Source organism: Oceanicaulis sp. LC35, assembly GCF_052055585.1.
Classification (GTDB): Bacteria; Pseudomonadota; Alphaproteobacteria; order Caulobacterales; family Maricaulaceae; genus Oceanicaulis.
Map to the genome: position 1 here is coordinate 1,611,521 of NZ_CP170485.1, position 23,415 is coordinate 1,634,935.

At 62.8% G+C, this 23,415-nt stretch carries 18 protein-coding genes and 1 tRNA gene; 7 read left to right on the forward strand and 12 right to left on the reverse strand.

Annotated features, from left to right (window positions below; all coding sequences use genetic code 11):
* Positions 1-101: 101 nt before the first annotated feature.
* Positions 102-2,309, reverse strand: a complete 2,208-nt coding sequence (locus ACFELO_RS07640; protein ID WP_440959910.1) for a TonB-dependent receptor — start codon at positions 2,307-2,309, stop codon at positions 102-104.
* Between the two features lie 201 nt (positions 2,310-2,510).
* Here ACFELO_RS07640 and ACFELO_RS07645 point away from each other — a divergent pair, with 201 nt between their 5' ends.
* From ACFELO_RS07645 to ACFELO_RS07655, 3 genes are read left to right on the forward strand one after another with little or no spacing between them, the layout of a single operon-like run.
* The gene (locus ACFELO_RS07645) at positions 2,511-3,200 is read left to right on the forward strand and encodes a TetR family transcriptional regulator (protein ID WP_440957184.1); all 690 of its coding nucleotides are present in this window, start codon (positions 2,511-2,513) and stop codon (positions 3,198-3,200) included.
* Positions 3,200-4,066 carry an alpha/beta fold hydrolase gene (locus tag ACFELO_RS07650; RefSeq protein WP_440957185.1) on the forward strand — a complete coding sequence of 289 codons (867 nt, stop codon included), beginning with the start codon at positions 3,200-3,202 and terminating at the stop codon, positions 4,064-4,066. Before ACFELO_RS07645 ends, ACFELO_RS07650 begins: the two co-directional genes overlap by 1 nt.
* 22 nt (positions 4,067-4,088) lie before the next feature.
* A complete protein-coding gene (locus tag ACFELO_RS07655) occupies positions 4,089-5,009 on the forward strand; it encodes an alpha/beta fold hydrolase (protein ID WP_440957186.1) in 921 nt (306 codons plus the stop codon).
* 74 nt (positions 5,010-5,083) lie between these two features.
* On the opposite strand, the gene ACFELO_RS07660 is transcribed toward ACFELO_RS07655, so the two are convergent.
* Together ACFELO_RS07660 and ACFELO_RS07665 are read right to left on the reverse strand one after the other, a co-directional pair.
* Positions 5,084-5,428 (reverse strand): rhodanese-like domain-containing protein, encoded by a 345-nt coding sequence (locus ACFELO_RS07660; RefSeq protein ID WP_440957187.1) that lies wholly within the window; start codon positions 5,426-5,428, stop codon positions 5,084-5,086.
* A 111-nt stretch (positions 5,429-5,539) separates the two neighbouring features.
* On the reverse strand, positions 5,540-6,676 hold the full coding sequence (locus ACFELO_RS07665; RefSeq protein ID WP_440957188.1) for a P-loop NTPase: 1,137 nt from the start codon (positions 6,674-6,676) through the stop codon (positions 5,540-5,542).
* A 77-nt stretch (positions 6,677-6,753) separates the two neighbouring features.
* Between ACFELO_RS07665 and ACFELO_RS07670 the strand changes: the two genes are divergently transcribed.
* Positions 6,754-6,844, forward strand: a tRNA-Ser gene (locus ACFELO_RS07670).
* Positions 6,845-7,005: 161 nt separating this feature from the next.
* Positions 7,006-7,647 carry a MarC family protein gene (locus ACFELO_RS07675; RefSeq protein WP_440957189.1) on the forward strand — a complete coding sequence of 214 codons (642 nt, stop codon included), beginning with the start codon at positions 7,006-7,008 and terminating at the stop codon, positions 7,645-7,647.
* Positions 7,648-7,733: 86 nt separating this feature from the next.
* Here ACFELO_RS07675 and ACFELO_RS07680 read toward each other — a convergent pair whose 3' ends face one another.
* From ACFELO_RS07680 to ACFELO_RS07695, 4 genes are all read right to left on the reverse strand, one after another.
* Positions 7,734-10,184 carry a DUF305 domain-containing protein gene (locus ACFELO_RS07680; RefSeq protein WP_440957190.1) on the reverse strand — a complete coding sequence of 817 codons (2,451 nt, stop codon included), beginning with the start codon at positions 10,182-10,184 and terminating at the stop codon, positions 7,734-7,736.
* Positions 10,185-10,349: 165 nt separating this feature from the next.
* Complete coding sequence (locus ACFELO_RS07685; RefSeq protein ID WP_440957191.1) at positions 10,350-10,769, reverse strand: hypothetical protein; 420 nt, start codon at positions 10,767-10,769, stop codon at positions 10,350-10,352.
* 93 nt (positions 10,770-10,862) lie between these two features.
* Positions 10,863-12,233, reverse strand: coding sequence for a membrane-bound lytic murein transglycosylase MltF (gene mltF, locus ACFELO_RS07690; RefSeq protein ID WP_440957192.1), 1,371 nt, complete (start codon positions 12,231-12,233; stop codon positions 10,863-10,865).
* 51 nt (positions 12,234-12,284) lie between these two features.
* On the reverse strand, positions 12,285-13,058 hold the full coding sequence (locus ACFELO_RS07695) for a DUF547 domain-containing protein (protein WP_440957193.1): 774 nt from the start codon (positions 13,056-13,058) through the stop codon (positions 12,285-12,287).
* 117 nt (positions 13,059-13,175) lie between these two features.
* On the opposite strand from ACFELO_RS07695, the gene ACFELO_RS07700 reads away from it, so the two are divergent.
* The gene (locus ACFELO_RS07700; protein WP_440957194.1) at positions 13,176-14,039 is read left to right on the forward strand and encodes an alpha/beta hydrolase; all 864 of its coding nucleotides are present in this window, start codon (positions 13,176-13,178) and stop codon (positions 14,037-14,039) included.
* 53 nt (positions 14,040-14,092) lie between these two features.
* On the opposite strand, the gene typA is transcribed toward ACFELO_RS07700, so the two are convergent.
* Positions 14,093-15,922 carry a translational GTPase TypA gene (gene typA / locus ACFELO_RS07705; RefSeq protein WP_440957195.1) on the reverse strand — a complete coding sequence of 610 codons (1,830 nt, stop codon included), beginning with the start codon at positions 15,920-15,922 and terminating at the stop codon, positions 14,093-14,095.
* 184 nt (positions 15,923-16,106) lie between these two features.
* Between typA and ACFELO_RS07710 the strand changes: the two genes are divergently transcribed.
* The gene (locus ACFELO_RS07710; RefSeq protein ID WP_440957196.1) at positions 16,107-18,689 is read left to right on the forward strand and encodes a M14 family zinc carboxypeptidase; all 2,583 of its coding nucleotides are present in this window, start codon (positions 16,107-16,109) and stop codon (positions 18,687-18,689) included.
* Positions 18,690-18,750: 61 nt separating this feature from the next.
* Here ACFELO_RS07710 and ACFELO_RS07715 read toward each other — a convergent pair whose 3' ends face one another.
* From ACFELO_RS07715 to ACFELO_RS07730, 4 genes are all read right to left on the reverse strand, one after another.
* Positions 18,751-19,515 carry a crotonase/enoyl-CoA hydratase family protein gene (locus ACFELO_RS07715; protein WP_440957197.1) on the reverse strand — a complete coding sequence of 255 codons (765 nt, stop codon included), beginning with the start codon at positions 19,513-19,515 and terminating at the stop codon, positions 18,751-18,753.
* A 59-nt stretch (positions 19,516-19,574) separates the two neighbouring features.
* Entirely contained in the window at positions 19,575-21,275 is a 1,701-nt protein-coding gene (locus ACFELO_RS07720; RefSeq protein WP_440957198.1) for an ArnT family glycosyltransferase, read from the reverse strand.
* A gap of 2 nt (positions 21,276-21,277) precedes the next feature.
* On the reverse strand, positions 21,278-22,030 hold the full coding sequence (locus ACFELO_RS07725; protein WP_440957199.1) for a glycosyltransferase family 2 protein: 753 nt from the start codon (positions 22,028-22,030) through the stop codon (positions 21,278-21,280).
* Between the two features lie 115 nt (positions 22,031-22,145).
* A complete protein-coding gene (locus ACFELO_RS07730; RefSeq protein ID WP_440957200.1) occupies positions 22,146-23,231 on the reverse strand; it encodes a GNAT family N-acetyltransferase in 1,086 nt (361 codons plus the stop codon).
* Positions 23,232-23,415: the final 184 nt, after the last annotated feature.

Consider the following 23,415-nt stretch of genomic DNA (forward strand, 5'->3'; position numbering starts at 1 on the left):
TATCCGGCGCTGGCCATATACTGAAGGGGTAAACCTTCAAAAGGCAAAGAAAAAACGCCGCCAACCCGGTAAGGTTGGCGGCGTCTTTCCGTCAGACGCGATTAGTAGCGATAGGTCAGCGTCGCGGTGAAGGTCCGCGGCGGGCCGTAGAAGGCCACGACCGAGTCGTCGAAGATGGCGCCGGGGAAGTTATAGCCGCCGATGCGGTATTCTTCGTCGGTCAGGTTGCGGCCGTGCAGGCCGATCTGCCAATGCTCGTTCGGCGCGCTCCAGACTGCGGACAGGTCCACCAGGGTGTAGCCATCCTCATCCAGCAGCGGGTTCGGGAATTCGAACTGGCTGTAGCTGTCACGGTAGGAGACGGACGGGGTCACCGCCAGATCACCGCCGAAGATTTCCGAGGTGTAGGTCAGGCCCAGATAGCCGCTCCATTCCGGCGCGTTCTGGAACACGACCTGATCGGAAATGTCCACATAGGCTTGCGCAACAAGATCATAGCGCAGGAATTCGTCGAATTCCGCCTGCAGCCAGCCCAGAGCGAAGTTGGCGGTCAGGTTGTCAGACAGGAACAGCGAGCCCTCGATCTCCGCGCCGTAGATGGTGGATTGACCCACATTGTCCACGAAGCTGGCGATGCCGGTGGCGGTCGGAACCTGGGTGGTCACCTGCTGGTCCTGATAGTCAGACCAGAAGAAGGCGGAGCTGAAGTTCAGGATGCCGCCGATGTTCTCACCCTTCAGGCCGATCTCGAAGCTGTCCACAGTTTCCGGCTCATAGCCGTTCACGGTGTCGGGCGTCAGGATGGCGTCGCCGCGCATGTCGAACCCGCCAGACTTGAAGCCCTGGCTGTAGGACGCATAGCCGGTCAGCTGGTCGTTCAGGTCATAGGAGACCGAAATGCGCGGGGTGAACTGATCAAAGCTGCGCTCGCTGGTGTAGTCGGTGCGCAGCAGGATAGGGGTCGCCGCAGGACCGCCGGTCAGCGGGGTGCGGCCCGCGCCGAGATAGTTGGCGCGGAACACGTCGCCGGTCTTCTCGTCTTCGGTGTAGCGCGCGCCCACGGAAACCCGCAGACGGTCCGTCACATCATAGCTGAAATCACCGAACAGCGCGTAGCTCTCGGTATCGACGACACCGCCGGTGCCGATGGTAATGCCCAGAAGGCCGGCCACGGTGTCGAACGCGCCTTCAGCGGAAGCGTCCAGATAGTAGACGCCGACCACGCCCTGCAGACGTTCGCCTTCATAGGCGAGCTGGAATTCCTGCGTGAACTGGTCGTCCGCGTAATAAGCCGGGATGTCCAGAACCGGAGACGGCGTGTTGTCAAAGTCGATGATGGTGTCGGTGTCACCCTCACGGTAGGCCGTGATGGACTTGAAGGTCAGCGTGTCGCTGAAATTCCATTCCGCCGTCAGCGACAGGCCTTCGGTGGACACGCTGTTTTCACCGGTCAGGCCGGCATTGGTGTCATAGATGTCGTTCAGCGGCGCAGAGCCCGGCAGTGCGCCCGCCAGAATGCGGGAGCCGTGACGCGGGTTGGACTCGTCTTCGACGCGGTCATAGGCCAGACGGAAGAACAGGTCATCGCTCGGCGCCCATTCCGCGCTCAGGCGGTAGGCGGTCACGTCCTTGTTGTAGTGATCCTGACCCGTGGTCAGGTTCTCGCCGTAACCATCGCGGGTATAGCGCGCATAGGCGCCGCCGACCGCAAACGTGTCAGAGAGCGGAGTGGACGCGGACACCATGTAGTCGAGCTGGTTATAGGAACCGCCGGAGACGCGCGCCATCAGGGTCGGGTCGCCGTCCATGCGGGCGGTGACGTACTTGATTGCGCCGCCAATGGTGTTGCGGCCGTAAAGCGTACCTTGCGGGCCACGCAGAACCTCGATGCGCTCGATGTCGAAAATGTCCAGCACGGCGCCTTGGGGGCGAGCGACATAGACGTCATCGACGTATAGACCAACGCCCGGCTCGAAGCCCCAGAGCGGATCTTGCTGACCAACGCCGCGAATGAAGCTGATCAGGGTGGAGTTGGAGCCGCGGGCGACCTGAACAGTGGCGTTCGGGGTCAGCGCCTGAAGCGCGGTGATGTCCGGAGCGCCGATCTGGTCAAGCTGCTCGGAAGACAGGGCCGACACGGCGACCGGAACGTCCTTGAGGCTTTCTTCACGGCGACGCGCGGTGACGGTGACGACGTCGCGGACCTGCTCGGCGGAAGCGCTGGCTTCCTGTGCAACGGCCGTGGCGGCGAACGGCAGGGCGGACGCAGAGACGAGCAGTGCGGCCGCACCCAGAATGGTGCGTTTCATAGTCATGGGGTAATCCCTCCCTGTGGAACGGAAGCTTCTATGAGCTTTTGCATGAGGTAAATTCAACGTTGAATGAAAAGTCAATAGCGCTTAGGACTTCCGTCACAAACAATAAGGCTGCTGAGACCTCTGAGACACAGGCTATGGCTGGCCAATTGAAGGCTTTGGGCTCTAAAAGGGGCTCAAGGGAGGACTTGAAATATGACCGACGCCGGAGGAACGCGCCGGGGCGAGCGCACGCGCACACGCCTGCTCGACGCTGCAGAAAGCCTGTTTGCTGAAAAGGGCTTTCATGGCGTCACCGTACGCGCCATCGCCCGCCAGGCAGACAGCGACCCCGCACTCGTCGCCTATTACTTTGGCGGCAAGCGCGAGCTGTTTGATGCTGTGCTGCTGCGTCGTGCGGAAGAGCTCAACGAGATTCGCCTGGGCGAACTTGAAGCCTGCGAGGCGAACGCCGGCCCCGATGGTCCGACGCTGGAAGCTATCATCCACGCCTTCACCCACCCCCTTCTTGATCGCAGCGCCAATGGCGGCCCGGGTTGGAAAAGCTATTTCGCCCTCGTGGGCCAAGTGACCAACTCCCCCGAATGGGGCGTGGCGATCATGTCCAAATACTTCGACCCGATCGTGCGCCGCTTTCTGGACGCCGTCCGACGCGCCCTGCCCGACGCCCCCGAGGAAGAACTGTTCTGGAGCTATCATTTCCTGTCTGGCGCGCTGGTTCTGACCTTCGCCGACACGGGACGGATTGATGCGCTCTCAGGCGGTTTATGCAAATCCAGCGATCTGGAGGCGGTCACCGAACGCATGCCCGAATTTCTGGCCGCCGGCTTCAAGCGCATGGCGCAGCGCCAGTCCAGCCAAACCCAAGCCACCGAGACTGTCTGATGACCCCGTTTTCCGAGCATCACTACACGGCCCCCGACGGTATTCGCACCTATTACCGGCGGTATCCGGCGCAGGGTGATAGCGGCAAGACGCCGGTGATCTGCCTTCACGGGCTGACCCGGAACAGCCGCGACTTCGAAGACCTTGCGCCGATCATCGCCGAGATGGGCCGCACGGTTGTCGCCGTGGATGTGCGCGGTCGCGGGCGTTCGGACTATGACGCCCACCCCGAGAACTACACCCCCGCCACTTATGTCCAGGATGTCATCGGCATTCTCGATGATCTGGGCTGGTCGAAAGTGATTTCCATCGGCACCTCCATGGGCGGGCTGATGACAATGATTCTTTCGACACTACGCCCCGGCCTTCTGAGCGGCGTGGTGATGAATGATATCGGCCCCGAGCTCGACCCCACCGGCCTCAAGCGTATTCAGGGCTATGTGGGCGGCGCCGGCCGCTTTGCGAACTGGGAAGACGCCGGCGAAGCCCTGCGCGCGATCAATGGCGTCGCCTTTCCCAAGGAGACCGGTCAGGACTTCTGGATCGCTTTCGCCAAGCGCACCTGCCGCGCTATCGATACCGGCGAGATCGTGCTCGATTACGACGCCAACATATCCAAACCCGTGCAGAGCGGGGATGTCGCCCCGCCCGATCTCTGGCCCTTCTTTGAAAGTCTCAAAGGCACGCCGCTTCTGCTGGTGCGCGGCGCGATCAGCGATCTTCTGGCCATGACGTGCGTTGAGGACATGGCGCGCCGTCATGGCGGGATGGAGCTTGCGCAAGTGCCCGATGTCGGGCACGCCCCTCTTCTGACCGAACCTGAAGCCCTTGGCCCCATCAGGGCCTTCCTGAACCGTCTCGACTAACCCCCTGAAAGGGATGACGACCATGTTGCTGCGAATTCTGGGCGGGGTAATCCTGCTGGCGGTTCTGGTAATCGCCTATTTCGCCTGGACCCTGCGTCCGCTGGATTCCGGGGCGGTCCAGTCTGAATGGATGACCGATGCGGACCGCTTCGTCACCGTTGAGGGCGAGGACTGGCGAGTCCGAGAATCAGGCTCTGCTGACGCCCCCGCCCTCGTTCTCATCCACGGCTATAGCCATTCCCTGGAAGCCTGGGACGCCATGGCGGCCGAGCTTGAGGACAGCTATCGCATCATCCGGTTTGACCTGCCCGGGCATGGCTTGACCGGCCCGCGCGCGGATCACGCCTATTCGGTGCCAGAAACCGTCGAACAGGTGAGCGCGCTGCTGGACGAAATCGCGCCCGGCAGCTTTGCCATTGGCGGCAACTCACTAGGCGGCCTGATCGCCTGGCGCTATGCCGCCCAACACCCCGAGCGTGTGAACCATCTGATCCTGATGGATCCGGGCGGCTATCCGAATCTGGGCGTGGGGGACGAACCCGCCCCCCTGCCTGACGCCATGCGCGCCTACCTGACCCTGGTCCCGGAAGCCGGCGTCGCTTACGCCACATCCACGCTGTACGCCGACCCGACAAAGGTTACGCCTGAGCAGCTCGCGCGTATTCGCGCCATGATGCGGGTCGACGGCAATGGCCAGGCGTTGATCGAACGGATCGAGCAATTCACCCTGCCCGACCCCAATCCCGATCTGGCCCGTATTTCCGCGCCAACCCTGATCATCTGGGGGGATAGCGACGCGATGATCCCGGCGACCCACGGACCGCGCTTTGACGCCGCCATCCCCGATTCCCGTCTCGTGTTGATGCAGAACACCGGCCATGTGCCGATGGAGGAATGGCCTGCCGAAACGGCTGGCCTTGTTGAAGGCTTCCTGGCCGAATAGCCGGCGACTGAAACTTGAAAAGAAAAGGGCGCGCAATGCCTTGCGCGCCCTTTTTGTTTCGCGAACAGCCCGGATCAGGCTTGCAGAACCATCTGGCCAGTCGAGGGCTCGATGCGATAATAGCCCAGCCCCGCCGCTTTCCATGCGCCAATGCCGCCCGCCAGATGCGCGGTGACATCTGCGCCAGCGGCTGCACATGCTTGCAGAGCCTTGCCCGAGCGCCCGCCCGCTGCGCAGTGCAGCACCACCTTGCGGCCCTGTCCCGTGGGAAGTGCAGCCGGGTCGAACGTGGACAGCGGCAAGAGCAGAGCCCCGGGGATGCGCTCGTTCTCGTACTCACCCGGCTCACGCACATCCACAAGGATGATCTCGCCGGCTTTCAGCGCGGCGTCGACCTGTTGGGGGGACCAGTTTTCCATCTTCATTCTCTCTGAGTGGCGCCGGGCATTGAGGATCGCCCGCTATCAATTATCAATTTTGACAAGTTTAAGCGCGCAGCTCAAGTGCGTCCCGCTGTCACTGTGGCGTGATCAGTCCTCGAAGACGATTTCAGGCGACGCACGATGTGCGCCCTCCAGCGCATGCAGCATGCCTGCGGCGGCTCGCTGGAACGCCTTGGCGACAGGACCGTCACCGGACGCCACAAGCCGGCCTTCATCGCTGGCCTGACGCAATTCGGGATGAAGCGGAATCTCGCCCAGGAACGGCACGCCCAGAAGCTCGGCTTCTGCGCGGGCCCCGCCGCGTCCGAAGATCTCGGTTCCCTCGCCGCAGGACGGGCACAGGAAGAAGCTCATATTCTCCACGATCCCGAGAATAGGGATGGCGGTGCGGTCAAACAGCGACACCGCCTTGCGCGCATCATCTAGCGCCAGGGTCTGAGGCGTCGAGACGATCACGACGCCAGAGATGGGGGCGCCCTGTGCAATCGCGAGCTGGGCGTCGCCCGTGCCTGGCGGCATGTCGATGATCAGCACATCCAGATCACCCCAGTTCACCTCGTTGAGGAACTGACGGATCGCGCCGGTCACCATCGGACCCCGCCAGACCACCGGGTCCCGCTCGCCCACCAGAAAACCCATGGAGACGAGTTTGACGCCATGGGCTTGCAACGGCTCGATGCCGTGCTCGGACTTTTGAAGGCCGGAGACATCATTGAGCCCGAAAATCCGCGGCGCAGACGGGCCATAAACATCCGCATCCATCAGACCGACGGACAAGCCCATCTTCACACAGGCCGCCGCCAGATTGGCCGCAGTGGTGGATTTACCCACCCCGCCCTTGCCGGACGCCACCGCGATGATCGCCTTGGCGGGCGGCTTGCTGCGGGCCTCGCCCTCACCCGTGGACGGTTTGGCGTTTTTGGCCTTGGTGTTCAAAGCCGCCTCGATGATCACCCGGGCGCGCTCGATATCAGGATGCGCCGTCAGAGCCGCCTGGATCGCCTCACGCAGGGCGGCCGTGTCCTCGCCCGCTGCGCCGGGCTTGAGCACAAGCGTTGCGACACCGTCGCGCAAATCCGCGCCGTCAATGCGGCCAGAGCGATTCAGGGGCGCGCCGCTGGCTGGATCAGCCACCGAAGCGAGAGCGTTGAGCACGATATCGTTCATGTCGCTGAGATAGGCGAGCCTCGCCCCGAACGCAAAGCGATCCGCACTTATTCCCATCCGTTTGCAGCACAAACTGCAGCTCAAAAGCGCGAGCGACTTGATCGGCAGGTGCAAGCACGGCTAAACCCGTCGGTGGAGACGTGGCCGAGTGGTCGAAGGCGCTCCCCTGCTAAGGGAGTATACCTCAAAAGGGTATCGTGGGTTCGAATCCCATCGTCTCCGCCAGACCTTCTGGCTCAGACCTTCACGCATCAGACGTGGGTCAACGCATATCTTCCAGACTTTTTAGGCATTTTAGCGGTCCGGCCTGAATTCCGCCCGGATTTCAGGTAAGGTGTGACCGCGCCCGTCGCTCCCGTCCATTCCTGACCTGAAGGCCTGACACCTTGCCAGACTTTCTATCTGCGCCCTCGCTTTTGCGCGACTTCATCACCCTGTTCGTGGTGATCGACCCCATCGGAACCCTGCCGGTGTTCTATTACGCCACGCAGTCCGTGCCTGAACGTCTGCATACACGCATCGCGTTGCGCGCCGTTCTGGTGGCCACGGTAGTGCTGTTCGGCTTTCTGTTGCTGGGACAAGTGCTTCTGGAAACGCTGGGCTTACGGCTGGGCGCGTTTCAGGTTGCAGGCGGCATTGTCCTGATGCTGTTCGCCCTGACCATGATCTTCGGCTCACCCAAATCCAGCCAGGAGATCGCCGAAGCGGAATCCGATCATATGAGCGGCGCGGTCTTCCCGCTCGCCATGCCTTCGATTGCTTCGCCCGGCGCAATGCTGGCCATAGTCGTGCTCACCGACAATCACAGCAACTCCATCGCCGAGCAGTCCGTGACGGGCGCCATGCTCTTGCTGGTCATGCTGATCACGCTGGGCCTTCTCTTGCTCGCCCCGCACCTCAAGCGGGTCATCGGCGCGACCGGGGCGAATGTGATCAGCCGCATCATGGGCATCATCCTCGCCACCATCGCCGTGGACGCCATGGTGGGCGGACTTGAAATGATGGGCGTGCTGGCGCTCGACGGTTAGAGCGCCTCCACACCCCGCTCACCCCAGAAAGAAAAGAGCCGGACCGTCACCGGCCCGGCTCCTTCACACTTTCCTGGAGGATCGCTCTAGCGCAGCGCGCCGGCGACCCCGTCCATCACCTCGCGAAGGGCGGACAGGCGGGCCGTGGCGGCCTCCCCCTCCACGCTTGCACGCGACAGGTCCCGACGCAGCTGACGGAGCTCTCGCGACAGCGGGGCGTTGTCCTCACCGGCATCCACAGCCTCTGCAGCCTGTCCAAGCGCCGCGTAGAGCGCTTCGGCCTGTTCGGCAGGCAGAGCCTCGTCGCGCATGAGCTGATCGAGATAGGCCAAGCCCACCACCGGGTGCTGCGGCCAGCTGACCGGATATTGCTGCTGCGGATTGAAGGTCTGGCCCTGATCCGCGAGACGCGCGGCGGCGATCTCGTTCTCGCTCAGCTGATCACTCGGCGTCAGTTCGAACACGTCGAGCCCTCGCACGATTTCGGTGCCGTAGATGCGACCGTCATACCAGTAGGTGGACCAGTATCCGCCCAGCACCATCACGTCAGGGGCAATCGGACCCCGGTCGAAATAGGCGATCTCGTAGGCGTTGGCCGGATCGGTGAAGTCGAGAACGGACACGCCGCCCTGATACCAGGCCTGCACGAACACATCGCGCCCGGGCACCGGAATGATCGAGCCATTGTGCGCAACGCAGTTCTCTTCCTCGGACTGAGCCGAGGGAAGTTTGAAATAACCGCCGAATTCAAGCTGGCCGTCATTGATGGTGTAAATGGCGTCCGCACCCCAATCCGCCGGATCCTGCGCCCGGCATCGCGGACGACCGCCGCCGCCCCATTCATCGGTGAACAGAACCTTCGCGCCATCATTGCTGAAGGTGGCCGAGTGCCAGTACGCAAACCCGTGATCAACCACGGCATCGATGCGTCGCGGCGCCAGCGGGTTGCTGATGTCCAGGATGATGCCATTGCCCGAACAGGCGCCCGCAGCCAGATTCAGCGCCGGGAAGACCGTGATGTCATGGCACTGGTCCGTGCGGCTGGTGCGTTGGGTCCCCTCACCGTGATCCCCGCCGCTCCAGAGACCGGCAATGCGGCCGGTTTCATCATCCGCGAAGACGCGCGGGCTATCGACGATGCGCGATCGGGACGGATCGGCGAGCGGGATTTCGATGACATCAATGCTAAACAGCGCCGTGTCCTCATTGCCCGGCAGGCCTTCCACACAGCCCGCCAGCTCTTCCTCGGACCGGATCGAGCTCGTGCCCGAATTGTAGACCACGATCCGCTCTTCATTGCTGGACACGACCGAGTGGGTGTGCGAGCCGCGGCAGGTCTGCACCTGTCCCACCTGGCGCGGGGCAAGAGGATTGCTGATGTCGAAAATTCGCAGGCCACGGAAGCGCTCCTCGCTGACTTCCTCGCTGACGCCCTGACGGCCGCAATCCACACGGGCGCGCGTGTCCTGTACGGACACCAGCAGGAGATCGCCCACAATGGAGACATCGCCCTGCCCGCCCGGACATACCACCGAGCTCATCAGTTCGGGGGCGTCATCCCCCAGACGATACAGGTTGAAACCGTGATAATTGCCAACGGCCAGCAGATCGCCCGCAAACGCCATGTCCGTGTTGGAGAAACTCAGGAACGGCGCCCGCTCGCCAAAGCGGCGCTCCACCTCCTCGTCAGTGTCCTCGGGTTCGATTTCCGGCGGCAGACCGGCCGGGTTCTCGGTGTCAAAGAAGCCGGTCGGCTTGGGCAGGCTGGCGATCAGCTCGAGATTGGAGATCGCCTGACCGGCGTCGCGGAAGCCTGCGGACAGGCCATTGCGGGGATCTTCCGACAAGGAGGACAGAACTGTGTTCATCCGCCGGATCTCGGCGGCCTGTTCGCTGCGCACATCATTGACGAAGTCATAGAGGACCGGGTCATAGGCGGAGCCGCGCTGGCCCAACAGGGCATTGACCATGTCCACCGCGCCTTCATGGTGCGCAATCATCAGCTCCAGGAACATCGCGTCGAAATCACCGCCATGGGACGCCGCAAGCGCCATCATCTGCTCGGGCGTCGCCATGCCCTGCATGGTGGCGTGCGCGTTGTGATGACCGTGGTGGCCCTCATGATCCCCTGACCCCTGATGCATGGAGTGCGCGTCACTGGCCGGATCAGGTGCGTCCTGTCCCCGCTCAGTGAGCCAGTTCTGCATGAAGGCGATCTCGTCGGCCTGGCTGGCGTTGATGCGTCCGGCGACGGCGACGATCTCTTCAGTGCTGGTGCGCTCCGCCACCAGTTCCGCCATCTCCACGGCCTGATGGTGGTGGATGATCATGTCCTGCATGAAGCGCACATCGTCGACCGAGAATCGGTTCGCCGCGATCTGGACCGCTTCCTCGGCGCTGATCTCGCGCACATCCTCACCCGGCGCGCCAGGTTGCACGATCGGCGCGCTCTGCGCGGATGCTGCTGCATTGGCCGCCAGACTGGTCGCGAGCGCCAGCATGCCCGCCTGAAGCAGGTATCGATGATTGAACGCCATTTTGGCTCTCCCCTGTTTTATGGGGAGTACAGTAGACGGCCAGACCCTCACGACAAGGGCTGGACAGTTCAACGATATGACCTGACGAGATCAAGCGTATCTCAGGCCTTCAGGGCAGAGACCCCGAGGACGTTTTCGGGGCTTCCAGCTTGATTGAGGACAGAGCTATTGGAGTTGTTCGATCTGCTCGATCGCTGCAGTTTCATCCCCCACCGCAATCACCTTGATGCCCGCGGCGCGCAGTTCCAGCGTCAGCAATGGCGTGATCGGTTCACGCTGGTCTTCACGCAAGGTGATCACGGTGCATCCTGGCAGGAAATCCACCATATGGGCGTACATCTGCAGAGCAGCGAACAGGTCTTCAGGATACTCCGCATCCCGATAGTCAAAGATGAGAGCCAGACAGGGATGGCTCGAAACCAGCCCTTCCAGAGTTCGCAGGGCTTCCAATCCCTTTTCGACCGACCGGAAGCCCTGAAGGCTCAGCCAGACCGCATGTCGGCGGGCGCAATATCCCAGCTCGAAATTCTCCGGGCTGCTCGCGACGGTCTCAAAACCGTCCACGCTGTTTCTTGCATCCCGCATGACCCGAATCCCTCGACCAACGCACCTCGCAGGTGTTCTTAGCGACAGAATACGCGTCTGGGGAGAGGCATTTCCGGACAATCTCAGAGGCAGTTAGCCTTCCAGGTGCAGGTCCAGCAAGATTCGATAGCGACGGATATTGGCGACATAGCGCACGGGTTCATGTCCTCGCGCATACCCATGCGGCAGAGTCCGGTAGTGCTCAGGGTCGGACAGAAGCGGCATCACCTTTCGCACATCGCCCCAGCGGCCCTTTTCCAGCGCCTGACGCTCCGCCAGCCGTCGGGCGTCATAGAGATGGCCCATACCCACATTGTAGGCGGACAACGCCAGGAACAGACGATCTCGCCCCTGCGCATCGTCAGGCAGGCGGTCCATCAATTCACGCAGATACCGGGCTCCGCCCATAATGGACTGGGCCGGGTCGGTGCGATCCTCGACGCCCATCTCGTTGGCGGTGGGCAGGGTCAGCATCATGATTCCCCTCACCCCTGTGGCGCTGACCGCGTCCTCATCCCAATGGGATTCCTGATAGGCCTGCGCCGCCAGCCAGCGCCAGTCTATGCCGGTCTCTTCCGCCGCCGCCTCGAAATACGGGCGCAAGGCGGGCAAGCGGTCTTCCAAGCGTCGGATGAACGTCGCCGTGTCCACATAATCAAATTGCTGGGTCGCGCCGTACCAGCGCTGATCGAGACGCTCCAGAAAACTGGTTTCATGCATGCGCTCGGACCAGGCGTTCAGCAATGGCTCCAGCTCGGACTGTGCAGGCAGGACCAGCGCCAGCGATCGCTCCTCGCTCAGATCGAGCGGCGTCAGAAGCTCGGGAAAGCGCAGGCGCGCATACGCCACCAGCGTGGAGTCAGCCACTGTGCAGTCCAGCGCCTCGGACTGGACCTGATCGAGCAAGGGCATGGCGGAGGGCGCGTCCACCGTGCGCCACTCCAGCTCGGGATAGTCGACCTTCAATTCCAGAAGGGTTTCGACATAACTCGAGCCTTCGACCACTGCGAGGTCCAGACCGACAAGATCTGATAGGCTCTCGACGCGAGGGCCGCCGCGACGACAGACCAGTTGCTCTGTCACCGCCTTGTACGCCGGGCCAAAGCTAATGCGCGCGGCGCGCGTTTCGGTCACCGTTACCCCGCCGGCCGCCAGATGGCCGCGTCCACCCTCGATATTCGCCAGCAGCTGGCGCAAATCCCGTTGCGGCTCGAAGCGAACTTCAACCCCCAGCTCGCGTGCGAAATCCTGCACAAGCGCGACTTCATAACCTTCAGGCTCGCCCGCATCGTTCAGGCGATAGGTGCTTGGACTTTCAAGGGTCAGGACAATCAGCTCGCCCCGCTCGATGATCTCATCAAGCGTCTCCTCACCCGGCGGCGCGGGCGAGCTGCAGGCGGCGAGCCCGGCGAGCGACAAGAGTACGACGCTCAGCCATCGCGCGGATATGCGCCACAACCCCATGGCTACAAAGGTAGGGGTTTTCCCCGCCCGCGCCAAATTCAAACCGGCTCCTTATCGGCCGGGCTCGTTCAAGGACCAGTCGTAATCATATGATCTGATGGTCGGATTTTGATTCACCTGTGCCGCCAATTCCGGCTCGGCATAGGTCAGAATATGGGCGATGACGCCCGCATCAGTGCCGCCGAAGTCCTCTTTGAACCAGTCATAGATACGCGACAGCTCCAGCCCTCTTTCAGTCACGCGCACGCCGCGCGGATGATTGATATAGGCGCGCGCGCCAGCCTCCAGATCCGCCTGCAAGGTCTCGGCGCGCCAGGCGTCCCGCTTCAGGTTCGGGCAGCCGATAGAGGCGCAATTGACGGCATAATGGACCAGCGGCGCGTCAAAACGTTCACGCATGATCCCGTGTTCGATGTCATCCAGAGACAATGCCTGCCCTTCGACGACCACACGCTCCACGCCCCAGGGCCCGATCGACCAGGGCCGCGGCCGGATCTGCCGGATGGAGGTCTCCGGCGCCTCATCCACGATCAGACGCACGGTCACGGCGTTGTAGAGATTGGCCCAGAGCGCAAAGGCGTCATCACGATCCAGAGTGCTGACCGGAACCGCCTCCAGCGCCGCGATATAGGCGTTCAACGCCTCACGATCATCGGCATTGCCGCGCAAACGGTCATAGTCGAAGCGATTGATCCCGTCTTCGCTCTCGACAAGGTAAGCGCCCAGAATCTCGTCCCAGGGCTGATGCAGATCAGACCGAGCCGCCGCCAGCGGCGCTGTAACAAGGCTCAAGGCCAGCCCCAGAATGCCAAGGAATGCTTTCATGCCACGCTCCAGATTTCAGAGGTCTAGGGTAGCGCCCTGACCGCCCAAGACCAGTCACGCCCGGGTGAGAATCGGGCATGCTCAAACGCTTGTGATCAGACGACCGGAAAGCGCCTCATGACTGACCCCATACGCACCCAGTACGAGCTAGAAGACGGCGTCATGGCCGCCTGGCGCTGGCCCAATCCGGGCGCGCCGCTCATGGTCTTCGCCCATGCCAACGGGTTCAATGGCGGCGCTTACCGGAAACTTCTGACGCCGCTTGCGGATCGGTTCGAGATCATCGCGCCCGATCTGCGCGGACATGGACGCTCCACCCTGCCCGCAGATCCACGCACCCATAAAAGCTGGAACATCTATGCGGACGATTTGCTGGCGCTTTACGCCCGGCTCGACCGCGCGCCCGCCCTGCTGGCAGGGCATTCCATGGGCGCATCCAGCACGATGCTGGCGGCGTCCCGCATGGACGCCCCCCCGCCCCTCGCTCTTGTTGAGCCCGTCATCCTGCCGCCTTCGATCTATCGTATGGCGCACACCCCGCTCTGGCGGTTCATGAAAGGCACGGTCAAACAGGGCGCGACGGCGCGCAAGCGCTCCAATGGCTGGCCGGATGCGGCAAGCGTCGCCGAGCGCTATCGCACCCGCCCCACTTTCGCGCGATGGGCGAACGGCGTTCTGGAGGACTATCTCGAGGATGGCCTGACAGCCGCAGCGCAAGGCGTCTGCCTGTCCTGTGACCCGGAATGGGAAGCCGCCAATTTCGAAGGACAGGCCCATAACCTTCTCAAGGCGGCGCGCAAGCTCGGCGCTCGCATGCATGTGCTCAAGGCGAGTATTGCCTCAACGGTGATCAACGCCTCAGGTTTGAAAGCGCGCGGCGCGGAGTTTGACGCCATAGAAGGCGGTCATCTGGCGCCCATGGATCAGCCCGAAAAGGTTGCTGACTGGCTCGGGCGCATGGCGGACCAGGCAGGCCTCTGAACGAAAAAGGCCGGGCGAAGCGCCCGGCCTTTTCAATGCAGCGTTCAAAAAGCCTATTTGGCTTTTTCGCGGCTGGCTTTCTTGCGTTCGTGCTCGAGCAGGAAGCGTTTGCGGATACGGATGCTTTCCGGGGTCACTTCCACCAGCTCATCGTCATTGATGAACTCGAGCGCGTATTCCAGCGTCACGCGGATCGGCGGGGTCAGGACCACCGCTTCATCGGTGCCCGAGGCGCGCATGTTCGTCAGCTTCTTGCCCTTGAGCGGGTTGACGATCATGTCCTCTTCGCGGGCGTTCAGGCCCACGACCATGCCTTCATACACTTCCACGCCATGGCCGATGAACAGCTTGCCGCGCTCCTGAATGTTCCACAGGGCGAAGGCCAGCGCCTTGCCGGTCTCCATGGAGATGATCGCGCCTTTGGGACGCTGACCCACTTCACCGGCGGTGCGCGGCGCATAGTGGTCAAAGGTGTGGAACATCAGGCCAGACCCTTGGGTCAGGGTCAGGAATTCAGAGCGGAAGCCGATCAGGCCGCGGGTCGGCGCCATGTATTCCAGGCGCACCCGGCCATTGCCGTCCGGCTCCATGTTCTTGAGTTCGGCCTTGCGCGAACCCAGACGTTCCATCACGCCGCCCTGATGCTCTTCCTCAACGTCGATGGTGAGCGATTCAAACGGCTCGCACATCACGCCATCGACTTCACGATAGATCACCTGCGGGCGACCCACGGCAAGCTCGAAGCCTTCACGGCGCATGGTCTCGATCAGCACCGACAGGTGCAGTTCGCCGCGGCCGGAGACGAGGAATTTGTCGGCATTGTCCTGCTGCTCGACGCGCAGGGCCACGTTGTGGATCAGCTCGCGATCAAGGCGTTCCTTGATCTGACGCGAAGTCACGAACTTGCCCTCACGACCCGCGAACGGGGAATCGTTCACCTGGAAGATCATGGAGATGGTCGGCTCGTCCACCGTCAGCGGCGGCAAGGCTTCCACATGCTCGGGATCGCACAGCGTGTCAGAGATGTTCAGCGGATCAATGCCGTTGAAGGTGATGATGTCGCCAGCGGAAGCAGAGTCGCGCTCGACCTTTTCCAGACCGTGGAAGCCGAACACCTGCAACACCTTGGCGCGACGCTCGACGCCGTCTGCGCCCACCACGACAACCTGCTGGTTCTTGTTCAGCTTGCCGCGACGGATGCGGCCGAGACCGATCACGCCGGTATAGCTTGAGTAATCAAGCGCAGACACTTGCAGCTGAAGCGGAGCGTCCTGATCCACATCCGGGTGCGCCACGCGGTCCACAATGGCCTGGAACAGCGGGTTCAGATCGCCGCCGCGCTGATCCACATCCAGCGTCGCCCAGCCTTCAAGCGCCGAAGCGTAGACAACCGGGAAGTCCATCTGCTCGTCAGTCGCGCCCAGACGGTCAAACAGGTCAAAGGTCTGATCGACGACCCAATCGGGGCGCGCGCCCGGACGATCGACCTTGTTGATCACCACGATGGGCTTGAGGCCCAGAGCCAGCGCCTTCTTGGTCACGAAGGTGGTTTGCGGCATCGGGCCGTCCACGGCGTCCACCAGCAGCAGCACCGAATCCACCATAGACAGCACGCGCTCGACCTCGCCGCCGAAGTCGGCGTGGCCAGGGGTGTCCACGATGTTGATGGCGTAGTCGTTCCAGGTCACCGCCGTGTTCTTGGCGAGAATGGTGATGCCGCGCTCTTTCTCCAGGTCATTGGAGTCCATGACGCGTTCAACCGCCGCGGCGCGTTCGTCGAACGTGCCCGATTGACGAAGAAGCTTGTCCACCAGGGTGGTCTTGCCATGGTCGACGTGCGCCACGATGGCGATATTGCGAATGCGCTCGACGGGAGCGGTCATGGGGAGGTCCTTGTCTCGCAGATCTGTCTGTTCGCAGGTGCGAAGCCTGCGATCTTTGGCGCTCTCATACAGGGCGAAATTGAATTCGGCTAGCACTGGTCGCCGCTCTTCTGGCGGTCTAGCTTGCCGATCAAATCATCGCCATGACAAAATCGGGCCGAGTAACGGCTCATGGGGAGACATCATGAAGAGCATTTTGCGCGCGAGCTTGCTCGCGCTCGGCGCTGCATTGGCTGGCGCGCAGGCGCATGCCGAGCCCATTTCCTACTACATGCCCGAAGGCGTCTCCTATGATGACGCCATCCCGGCGCCGGAAGACAGCTTCGGCTATGAAGTCGGCTCGCGCCCCGTCCGCCATGGCGACATGGTCAGCTATCTGCGCGAAGTGGCGGCGGCGTCTGACCGGGTGACGGTGGAAACCATCGGCTACACCCACGAGCACCGCCCGATTCTCTTCTTCACGGTGACCTCGCCGGAGAACCAGACCCGAATCGACCAGATCCGCGAAGCGCACCTGGCGCGCATGCGGGGTGAAGCCGTCGCCGAGGACACGCCTCTCGTTCTGTGGATCAATTTCGGGGTCCATGGCGCGGAATCCTCCGGCATGGATGCCGCCATGCCCGCGCTCTACCACTTCGCCGCCGCCAGCGACGCTGCTATCGGCGACACGCTGGACGATACGGTGATCCTGTTCACCGCCGTGTTCAATCCGGACGGCCATTCGCGCCGGGTGAACCATGTGGAGACTTTCTTCTCCCAGGCCCAGAACACCGACCCGGCCGACATCATCCACAATCTGTGGACCGAAGCGCGGACCAACCATTACTGGTTCGATCTGAACCGCCAATGGCTGCTGCTGACCCAACCCGAGGCCCAGGCCTGGATCGGCAAATGGCATGAGTGGAAGCCGATGGTCTCGGCGGACTATCACGAGATGGGCTCTTCCAGCCCGTTCTACTTCCACCCTGGCGAGGCGCTGCGCCGCAACCCGCTCATCCCCGAGCGCGCACGCGATCTGACCTATCGCATCGCCCAGCAGCACACCTCTGACTTCCTGGACCCCGAAGGGCGGCTCTACACCACCCAGGAGGGCTTTGATAATTTCTATATCGGCAAGGGCTCGACCTATCCGCAGATCAACGGCTCGCTCGGCATCCTGTTCGAGATTGGCGCCGCCCGCGGCGGTGAGATCGAGACCGATCGCGGCCTTGTCACCCAAGCCGACAATGTGCGCACCCAGTTCCGCACCGTGCTGACCACGGTCGAGGGCGCGCGCAATATCCGCGACGAGCTGATCGACTATCAGCGCAGCTATTTCGAGCAGTCGGCGCGCATGGCGAGCCAGGACAATCGCCGCGCCTATGTCTTCACTGCAGCCGGTGACCCTGAACGCGCCAACCGCTTCGTGCGCCTGCTGCGCATGCACGATATCGAGGTCTATGAGCTCGAGGGCGATGTGCGCGCCGATGGCCGCACCTATCGCGCCGGCCAGTCCTTCATCGTCCCGATGAACCAGACCCAGCACCGCATGATCCGGGGCATTTTCGATCAGGTCACCGAATTTGAAGAGAACATCTTCTATGACGTGTCCGGCTGGACCCTGCCGCTCGCCTATGACCTCGACTATTCAGCGCTGAGCGGTCTGCGCTCGGTCTCCTGGTCTGATGAGCTGGCCACGGGCGTGTTTGAGGCCGCCCAAGCGCCGGACGTCGCCCCCTATGGCTATGTGCTGGAATGGTCGCACACCTATGCGCCCCGCGCGCTGAACCGCGTGCTGTCCGCTGGACTGTATGCCCGCGCCGGAACCGAGCCGGTGACGGCGGAAACCACGCGCGGCCGGGTCGATCTGGGTCGCGGCGCGATCTTCGTGCCCTATGCCCGTCAGGATATGAGCCGCGAGGAGATCCACGCCCTGATGCAGACCATTGCGTCTGAAGACGGGGTGACGGTGCACGCCCTCACCTCCGGCCTGACGCCGACCGATGGCGCGGACTTTGGCGCGGCGGGAATTTTCCGCTCCCTGCAGCAGCCGCATGTGCTGCTCGCCTTTGATGATGGCCTGTCGCGTTACGATGCCGGTGAGATGTGGTGGACGCTCGATCACCAGCACGACATGGAAGTCACCCTTGTTCGCAAGAACGATGTGGGCGGCATGGACCTTGGTGAGTACACCCACCTCATCATGGTGGGCGGCAATGCGCGTCTGTCCACTTCGGCTCAGGAAGCCGTCGAAGACTGGATTCGTCGCGATGGCGGCACGCTGATCGCCACCCGTCAGGCGGCGGTCTGGGCGCAGGACGCCTTCTTTGACCGCGAAGCGGAAGAGGAAGAGCGCGAAGAACCGCTGACCCGTCTCAATGCTTCAGAGATGGCGGTGCGGGAAGCCGAGCACATCATTGGCGGGGCGCTGTTCGAGACCGATCTCGACATCTCCCATCCGCTGGGTTTCGGATTCAATGACCGCACCCTGCCGGTCCAGCGCAACATGACCGATGTGCTGATCCGTCCCGAAGATGATCCCTATGCGGTTGTTGCAGAGTATACGGATGCGCCCCTTTTGTCGGGCTATGCGTCGGAGCGGCGCCAGACCGAGATCGCCAGCACGCCCGCAGTGGTCGCCGAGCGTCTGGGGCGTGGCTCTGTCATCATGATGGCGGACAACCCGGTCTTCCGCGCCACCTTCCCCGGCTCGGAACGCCTTCTGATGAATGCGATTTTCTTCTCCGGCATGATCGACGGCGCCCGCGGCGTGTATGAAGAGGAATAGGTGCTTACGCCCGTAACAAAGAAACGCCCCGGCCATTGGCCGGGGCGTTTTGCTTTGAAGCTCAGAACTGGCCGTGTCGCCCCTGCCCCTCGGCAAAGCGGGTGGCGCCTTCCACGGTCTCACCGCTCATCAGCGTCTTCATCCCCAGGCGCGTTTCGTTGAGAAGCGCGGCGCTTTCATCCAGCGACCATTGTTCCAGCGCGGAGCGGCGGTCATGGCGCAGGCAGAGCTGGGGGAAGGCCGCGATCTGATCTGCAAGCTCCAACGCCGCTTCCAGAGCGGCGCCTTTGGCGCATGTGCGGTTGGCAAGGCCGAAATGAAGCGCTTCTTCCGCTCCGACCGCGCGGCCCGTCAGGATCATGTCCATGGCGCGCGACTGGCCAATCAGGCGCGGCAAACGGATCGTGCCGCCATCAATGAGCGGCACCCCGAAGCGGCGGCAATAGACCCCGAACACTGCGTCTTCCGCCATAACCCGCAGATCGCACCAGATCGCCAGTTCCAGACCGCCCGCAACGGCGTGGCCTTCGACGGCCGCAATGACCGGCTTCGTGGTTCTAAGGCGTGACGGCCCCATGGGACCGTCCCCGCTCTCCTCGACCCGGTTTCGCCCTTCGCCCGTGCTGACAGCTTTCAGGTCCGCGCCTGCACAGAAGGTTCCGCCCGCGCCGGTCAGGATGGCGACGGAGAGCGCCTCATCCGCGTCGAACCGGCGAAAGGCCTCCGCCAGCTTGTCAGCGGTCGGTCCGTCCACGGCGTTACGCCGATCGGGACGGTCAATGGTGATGATGGCAACGGAGCCGCGCGTCTCGTACTGAACGCTCATGGCTGTCCTCCCCTTTTGTTTTCACCAAGGGTCGGACAGCGCTCCAGCCGAGGCAAGCCTTATTGGGCGGGCGCCTGAACCTGTGAGCCGTCCAGCGTGTAAAAGCGCAGGGTCAGTTCGCGACCTTTGACGGCGTTATAGCCTTCAAGTTCAGCCAGCTGACGCACGCCAGCGCCATTCAGAGCCGCACGGAATCCTTCGTCCTCGGACTGGTCCACGATCGCGAGCCCGCACGCGGCATGGCTCAACAGATAGCTCGCCGCATCCGCCCCGTCCGTGCCGAGATGAATGTCGGTGGAGAAGTTGAAGACGTTGGATGGCTCGCGATACCCCGCCGTCGCCACATCCAGCACCTCACAGCCGGTGAATGTGTCTGCGATGCGCGCTGCGTTATAGGACGGCCACAGCTTGTGAACGCCCGGAATGGCGACGCCGAAAGCCACCACATAGACCGCGCAGGTCGCCGCCGTCACCGCGAGGAAAGAGGTCACATCCGGTTTGAAGGCGAGGATGATCAGGCTGATCACCGCCAGCACGCCCAGGAACGCTGTGATCTGGCTGGCAAGGCTCACGCTCTCGCCAAATTCGATCTGGCCGAGCCAGGGCACCAGCCCGACGGCGCCGCCAACAATGATCGCCAGTACGGCGAGCGCGCCAAACAGCGCCCATTGCTTCAAGCCGCTCAGGAGCGCCTTGGCGTTCACCAGACCCAGGCCGATCAGGATCGAAATGGCCGGGAACATGGGCGAGACATAGTGCGGCAGCTTGGTCTGGATGAGTTCAAACACCAGCCAGGACGGCAGGATCCAGACAAGCAGGAACTGTACACTGGCTTCACCCTTGCGCGCCCAGGACGCAAGCGCTGCAAGGCCCAGAAGCGCCGAAGCGGGCCAGAGGGTCACAGGCATCAGCAGCGTGTGATAACCGAACGGGCCGCCATGACTGTCGTCGGCCACGCCTACCTTGCCGAACAGGGCATGGCCAACGGATTCCTTGAAGAAGCCCCAATCGGTCTGGATATTGATGGCGATGAGCCAGGGCAGGAAAATCGCCAGCGCCAGCGCCAGCCCCGGCACAGGCCGGATTTTCAGAAGCAGTTTGGGATCGCGTTTCAGAGCCACATAGCCGATCAGGGTCAAAGCCGTGACCATGAAGAAGATCGGCCCCTTGATGGCTACCGCCGCGCCCGTGCCCGCCCACAGAACCGCGGGCCAGCCCCAGAATTTGGGTTTCGCCTCTTGGACTTTCAGCATCAGCATGGCGAGCGCGACCTGAGCGAACATGCCCGCCGCCAGAAGCGCAGCGTCGGTCTTGGCGGTCCTGGCCTCAATCTGCATGGCAAGGCTGAGGGCCATCACGAGCCCCGCAATCAGGCCCACTCCGGGCGAGAACAGACGCGCGCCCAGCCAGGCGGTCAGCGCCACAGCGATGATGGCGCCGAAAAAGCTCGGCAGGCGGTGCGCGCCAATGGGCGCATCCTCACCGCCGAACGGCTGGGTGGTGATCACTTGCAGCCAATAGATGCCGCTGGGTTTGACGTGACGCGGATCGCCCTGGAAACGGATATCGACATAGTCGCCCGTCTCCATCATCTGGCGGCTGGCCTGGGAATAGCGCGCCTCGTCCCGGTCCATGGCCGGGATGGAGAACAGGCCCGGGAAATGGGCCAGCACCGCCACGACCATCAGCACGATCCAGGCGCGAACAGACAGCCCCCCGGTCTCGCCGGGCTGGGTCAGAGACTGCGTGAAACCGGTCATGGTTAGTGATCCTCGCCCCGGGCGCCCAGCAGCATGTGCGGGTCGGGATAATGGGTGCGGCGCATCAGCCAGATCACGCCCATCAGGTCAAACAGACCCGCGGCGGCGCGGCCGATATTGGTGTATTTGCTTTCCCCGGCGGCGCGCGGACGGTTCACCACCGTCACATTCACCGTCTCAAAGCCCAGATGCCCGGCGAGCGCAGGCAGATAGCGGTGGATCGCATCAAAGAAGGGCATCACCAGGAACAGGTCGCGCGGCAGGATTTTCAAACCGCAGGCGGTGTCCGGGCAATCGTCATTGAGGAGCGAGCGACGCAGGCCATTGGCGAAGCGGGAGGCGAATTTGCGGTTCGCGCCATCGGTGCGGTTCTGGCGGCAGCCCGCCACGACACCGACGCTTCCGACGGTCGACAGATCAATCGCCTTGCTCATCTCCACGACCGAGCGCGGATCGTCCTGCCCGTCGCCATCCATGGTCGCCACCCAGATCGCGCGCGCAGCCAGAAAGCCCGTGCGCAGACCGGCGCTCTTTCCCGAACGATTGGGGTGACGGATAACACGCACACGCGGATCGGCTTGTGAAAGCGGTCCGAGCGCGCCGGCGGTGTCATCATCGCTGCCGTCATCGACCACGATGATCTCGAAACTCTCAAGCCCCGCCTCGAACACCGAAATGGCCTCCTTGACCACGTCTTCGATGCTGGCCGCTTCGTTGAAGGCGGGGATGACGATGGACAGGGCTGGCGTGATCATGGGCGCTCATCTGGCAAGGCCGACCGCAAGACGCGCGGTCTGATGCGCTAGCGTTTAGCGCGAACCGGCCAAGCGCGGCAATGACTACCCGAAGCCAAGGCTGCGATAGTTCGGGTCAGACGCCGTAAAGTGCTGCAATCCGGTCAATCTTGCGAAACGCCTTGCCCGGCGCGCGCGCCAGCGGGCCCAGCGGCAGAGGTTCGGCGGTCTTCTCGATATAGCCCGCCGCCTGACGCGCCCAGCCCACAAGGCCCGGACGTGTGATGCACCCGGTGGCGAGGCCTTCCTGAAACGAGCCCATGGCCTGTTTCTGGCGTTGATCGCCCGGCCCCATATGCACTTCGTGAACGCCTGCTTCAGCGCCCGCCTGCAGCATCTCGATCAACAGCGCATTGCCCGGCGTCAGCTGCGCGAACTCAGGATCATAGGCCGGGAACCAGGAGTGCAGCACGCTCGGACCGATCAGGCCAAAATGAACCGCTGCGAGGCGCCCATCCAGCTCGAGCGTCGACATCAGGCCTGCGCCCTCGGCGCGATCCTGCCGCCAAAGCTGCTCGATCAGATCACGCACCCATTTGAGCGCAAAGAGATCAGGAAAACCGGACTCGCGATATTGCGCGGATTTCCAGCCATAAAGCGCCTGAAGCGTTTCAGGGCGGCGATCATCAAAGCGGAAGGTCAGCTCACCTTCCTTGGCCAGCTTTTTCGGCGCGCCGATGGCGCTGCGGAAGGTGTTGCCGCCGGGCTTCTTGCGTTGGGCGACATACGCGTCAAAGCCCTCGCAGATATCTATGACCCAGCCGCCTTCGACAAAATCGGCATGACGACGGAACGGAGCCTGGGCGGCTAGACAGTCCTTGAAGTCAAAGACTTCGACCCCCGTCTGGGTGAGCACGTGGCTGAGCGCAATGTCCTCGCCCGGCGCGCAGATCACCGCGTGACAGTCATTAACCACTCCGCCCGGCGCACGGGCATGGCCCATCGGACCTTTCTGGAACGCGAAGAAGCCGGCGATGCGGGCTCCCTTGCGGATCACGGCGACCTTGATGTCCGGCCGGGCTTTTGAAACCGCGTCGAGATAACCCAGCGTCAGATAGGGGCTGACCAGAAACGGGTTGGACGCCAGATGGTCGCGCCATGCCGTGCGCTCGTCTTCTGACAGCGTCTGAGGCGTTTTCAGCTCCACCGACAACATCTGCATCCCGGTCCCCGTCTCGTTATGCGACAGTCCTGCCAGACAGAACTGAACAAAGCCTTGGCGCGCCCCGCATCTGGCCCGCTTCGGCACAGTTTTCCGGCTGTTAGGCCGTTTTTCAGTCTTCTGTGGCAAGCATGGGACCGGTCGCGCTCTTGCAGGGGCGCGAGGACTGCTGACCCGGATTTCG

Bases quoted from the DNA above. Each gene is read 5' to 3' on its own strand.
- ACFELO_RS07640 (WP_440959910.1), bottom strand. From the start codon at position 2,309: ATGAAACGCACCATTCTGGGTGCGGCCGCACTGCTCGTCTCTGCGTCC.
- ACFELO_RS07645 (WP_440957184.1), top strand. From the start codon at position 2,511: ATGACCGACGCCGGAGGAACGCGCCGGGGCGAGCGCACGCGCACACGC.
- ACFELO_RS07650 (WP_440957185.1), top strand. From the start codon at position 3,200: ATGACCCCGTTTTCCGAGCATCACTACACGGCCCCCGACGGTATTCGC.
- ACFELO_RS07655 (WP_440957186.1), top strand. From the start codon at position 4,089: ATGTTGCTGCGAATTCTGGGCGGGGTAATCCTGCTGGCGGTTCTGGTA.
- ACFELO_RS07660 (WP_440957187.1), bottom strand. From the start codon at position 5,428: ATGGAAAACTGGTCCCCCCAACAGGTCGACGCCGCGCTGAAAGCCGGC.
- ACFELO_RS07665 (WP_440957188.1), bottom strand. From the start codon at position 6,676: ATGGGAATAAGTGCGGATCGCTTTGCGTTCGGGGCGAGGCTCGCCTAT.
- ACFELO_RS07680 (WP_440957190.1), bottom strand. From the start codon at position 10,184: ATGGCGTTCAATCATCGATACCTGCTTCAGGCGGGCATGCTGGCGCTC.
- ACFELO_RS07685 (WP_440957191.1), bottom strand. From the start codon at position 10,769: ATGCGGGATGCAAGAAACAGCGTGGACGGTTTTGAGACCGTCGCGAGC.
- mltF (WP_440957192.1), bottom strand. From the start codon at position 12,233: ATGGGGTTGTGGCGCATATCCGCGCGATGGCTGAGCGTCGTACTCTTG.
- ACFELO_RS07695 (WP_440957193.1), bottom strand. From the start codon at position 13,058: ATGAAAGCATTCCTTGGCATTCTGGGGCTGGCCTTGAGCCTTGTTACA.
- ACFELO_RS07700 (WP_440957194.1), top strand. From the start codon at position 13,176: ATGACTGACCCCATACGCACCCAGTACGAGCTAGAAGACGGCGTCATG.
- typA (WP_440957195.1), bottom strand. From the start codon at position 15,922: ATGACCGCTCCCGTCGAGCGCATTCGCAATATCGCCATCGTGGCGCAC.
- ACFELO_RS07710 (WP_440957196.1), top strand. From the start codon at position 16,107: ATGAAGAGCATTTTGCGCGCGAGCTTGCTCGCGCTCGGCGCTGCATTG.
- ACFELO_RS07715 (WP_440957197.1), bottom strand. From the start codon at position 19,515: ATGAGCGTTCAGTACGAGACGCGCGGCTCCGTTGCCATCATCACCATT.
- ACFELO_RS07720 (WP_440957198.1), bottom strand. From the start codon at position 21,275: ATGACCGGTTTCACGCAGTCTCTGACCCAGCCCGGCGAGACCGGGGGG.
- ACFELO_RS07725 (WP_440957199.1), bottom strand. From the start codon at position 22,030: ATGATCACGCCAGCCCTGTCCATCGTCATCCCCGCCTTCAACGAAGCG.
- ACFELO_RS07730 (WP_440957200.1), bottom strand. From the start codon at position 23,231: ATGCAGATGTTGTCGGTGGAGCTGAAAACGCCTCAGACGCTGTCAGAA.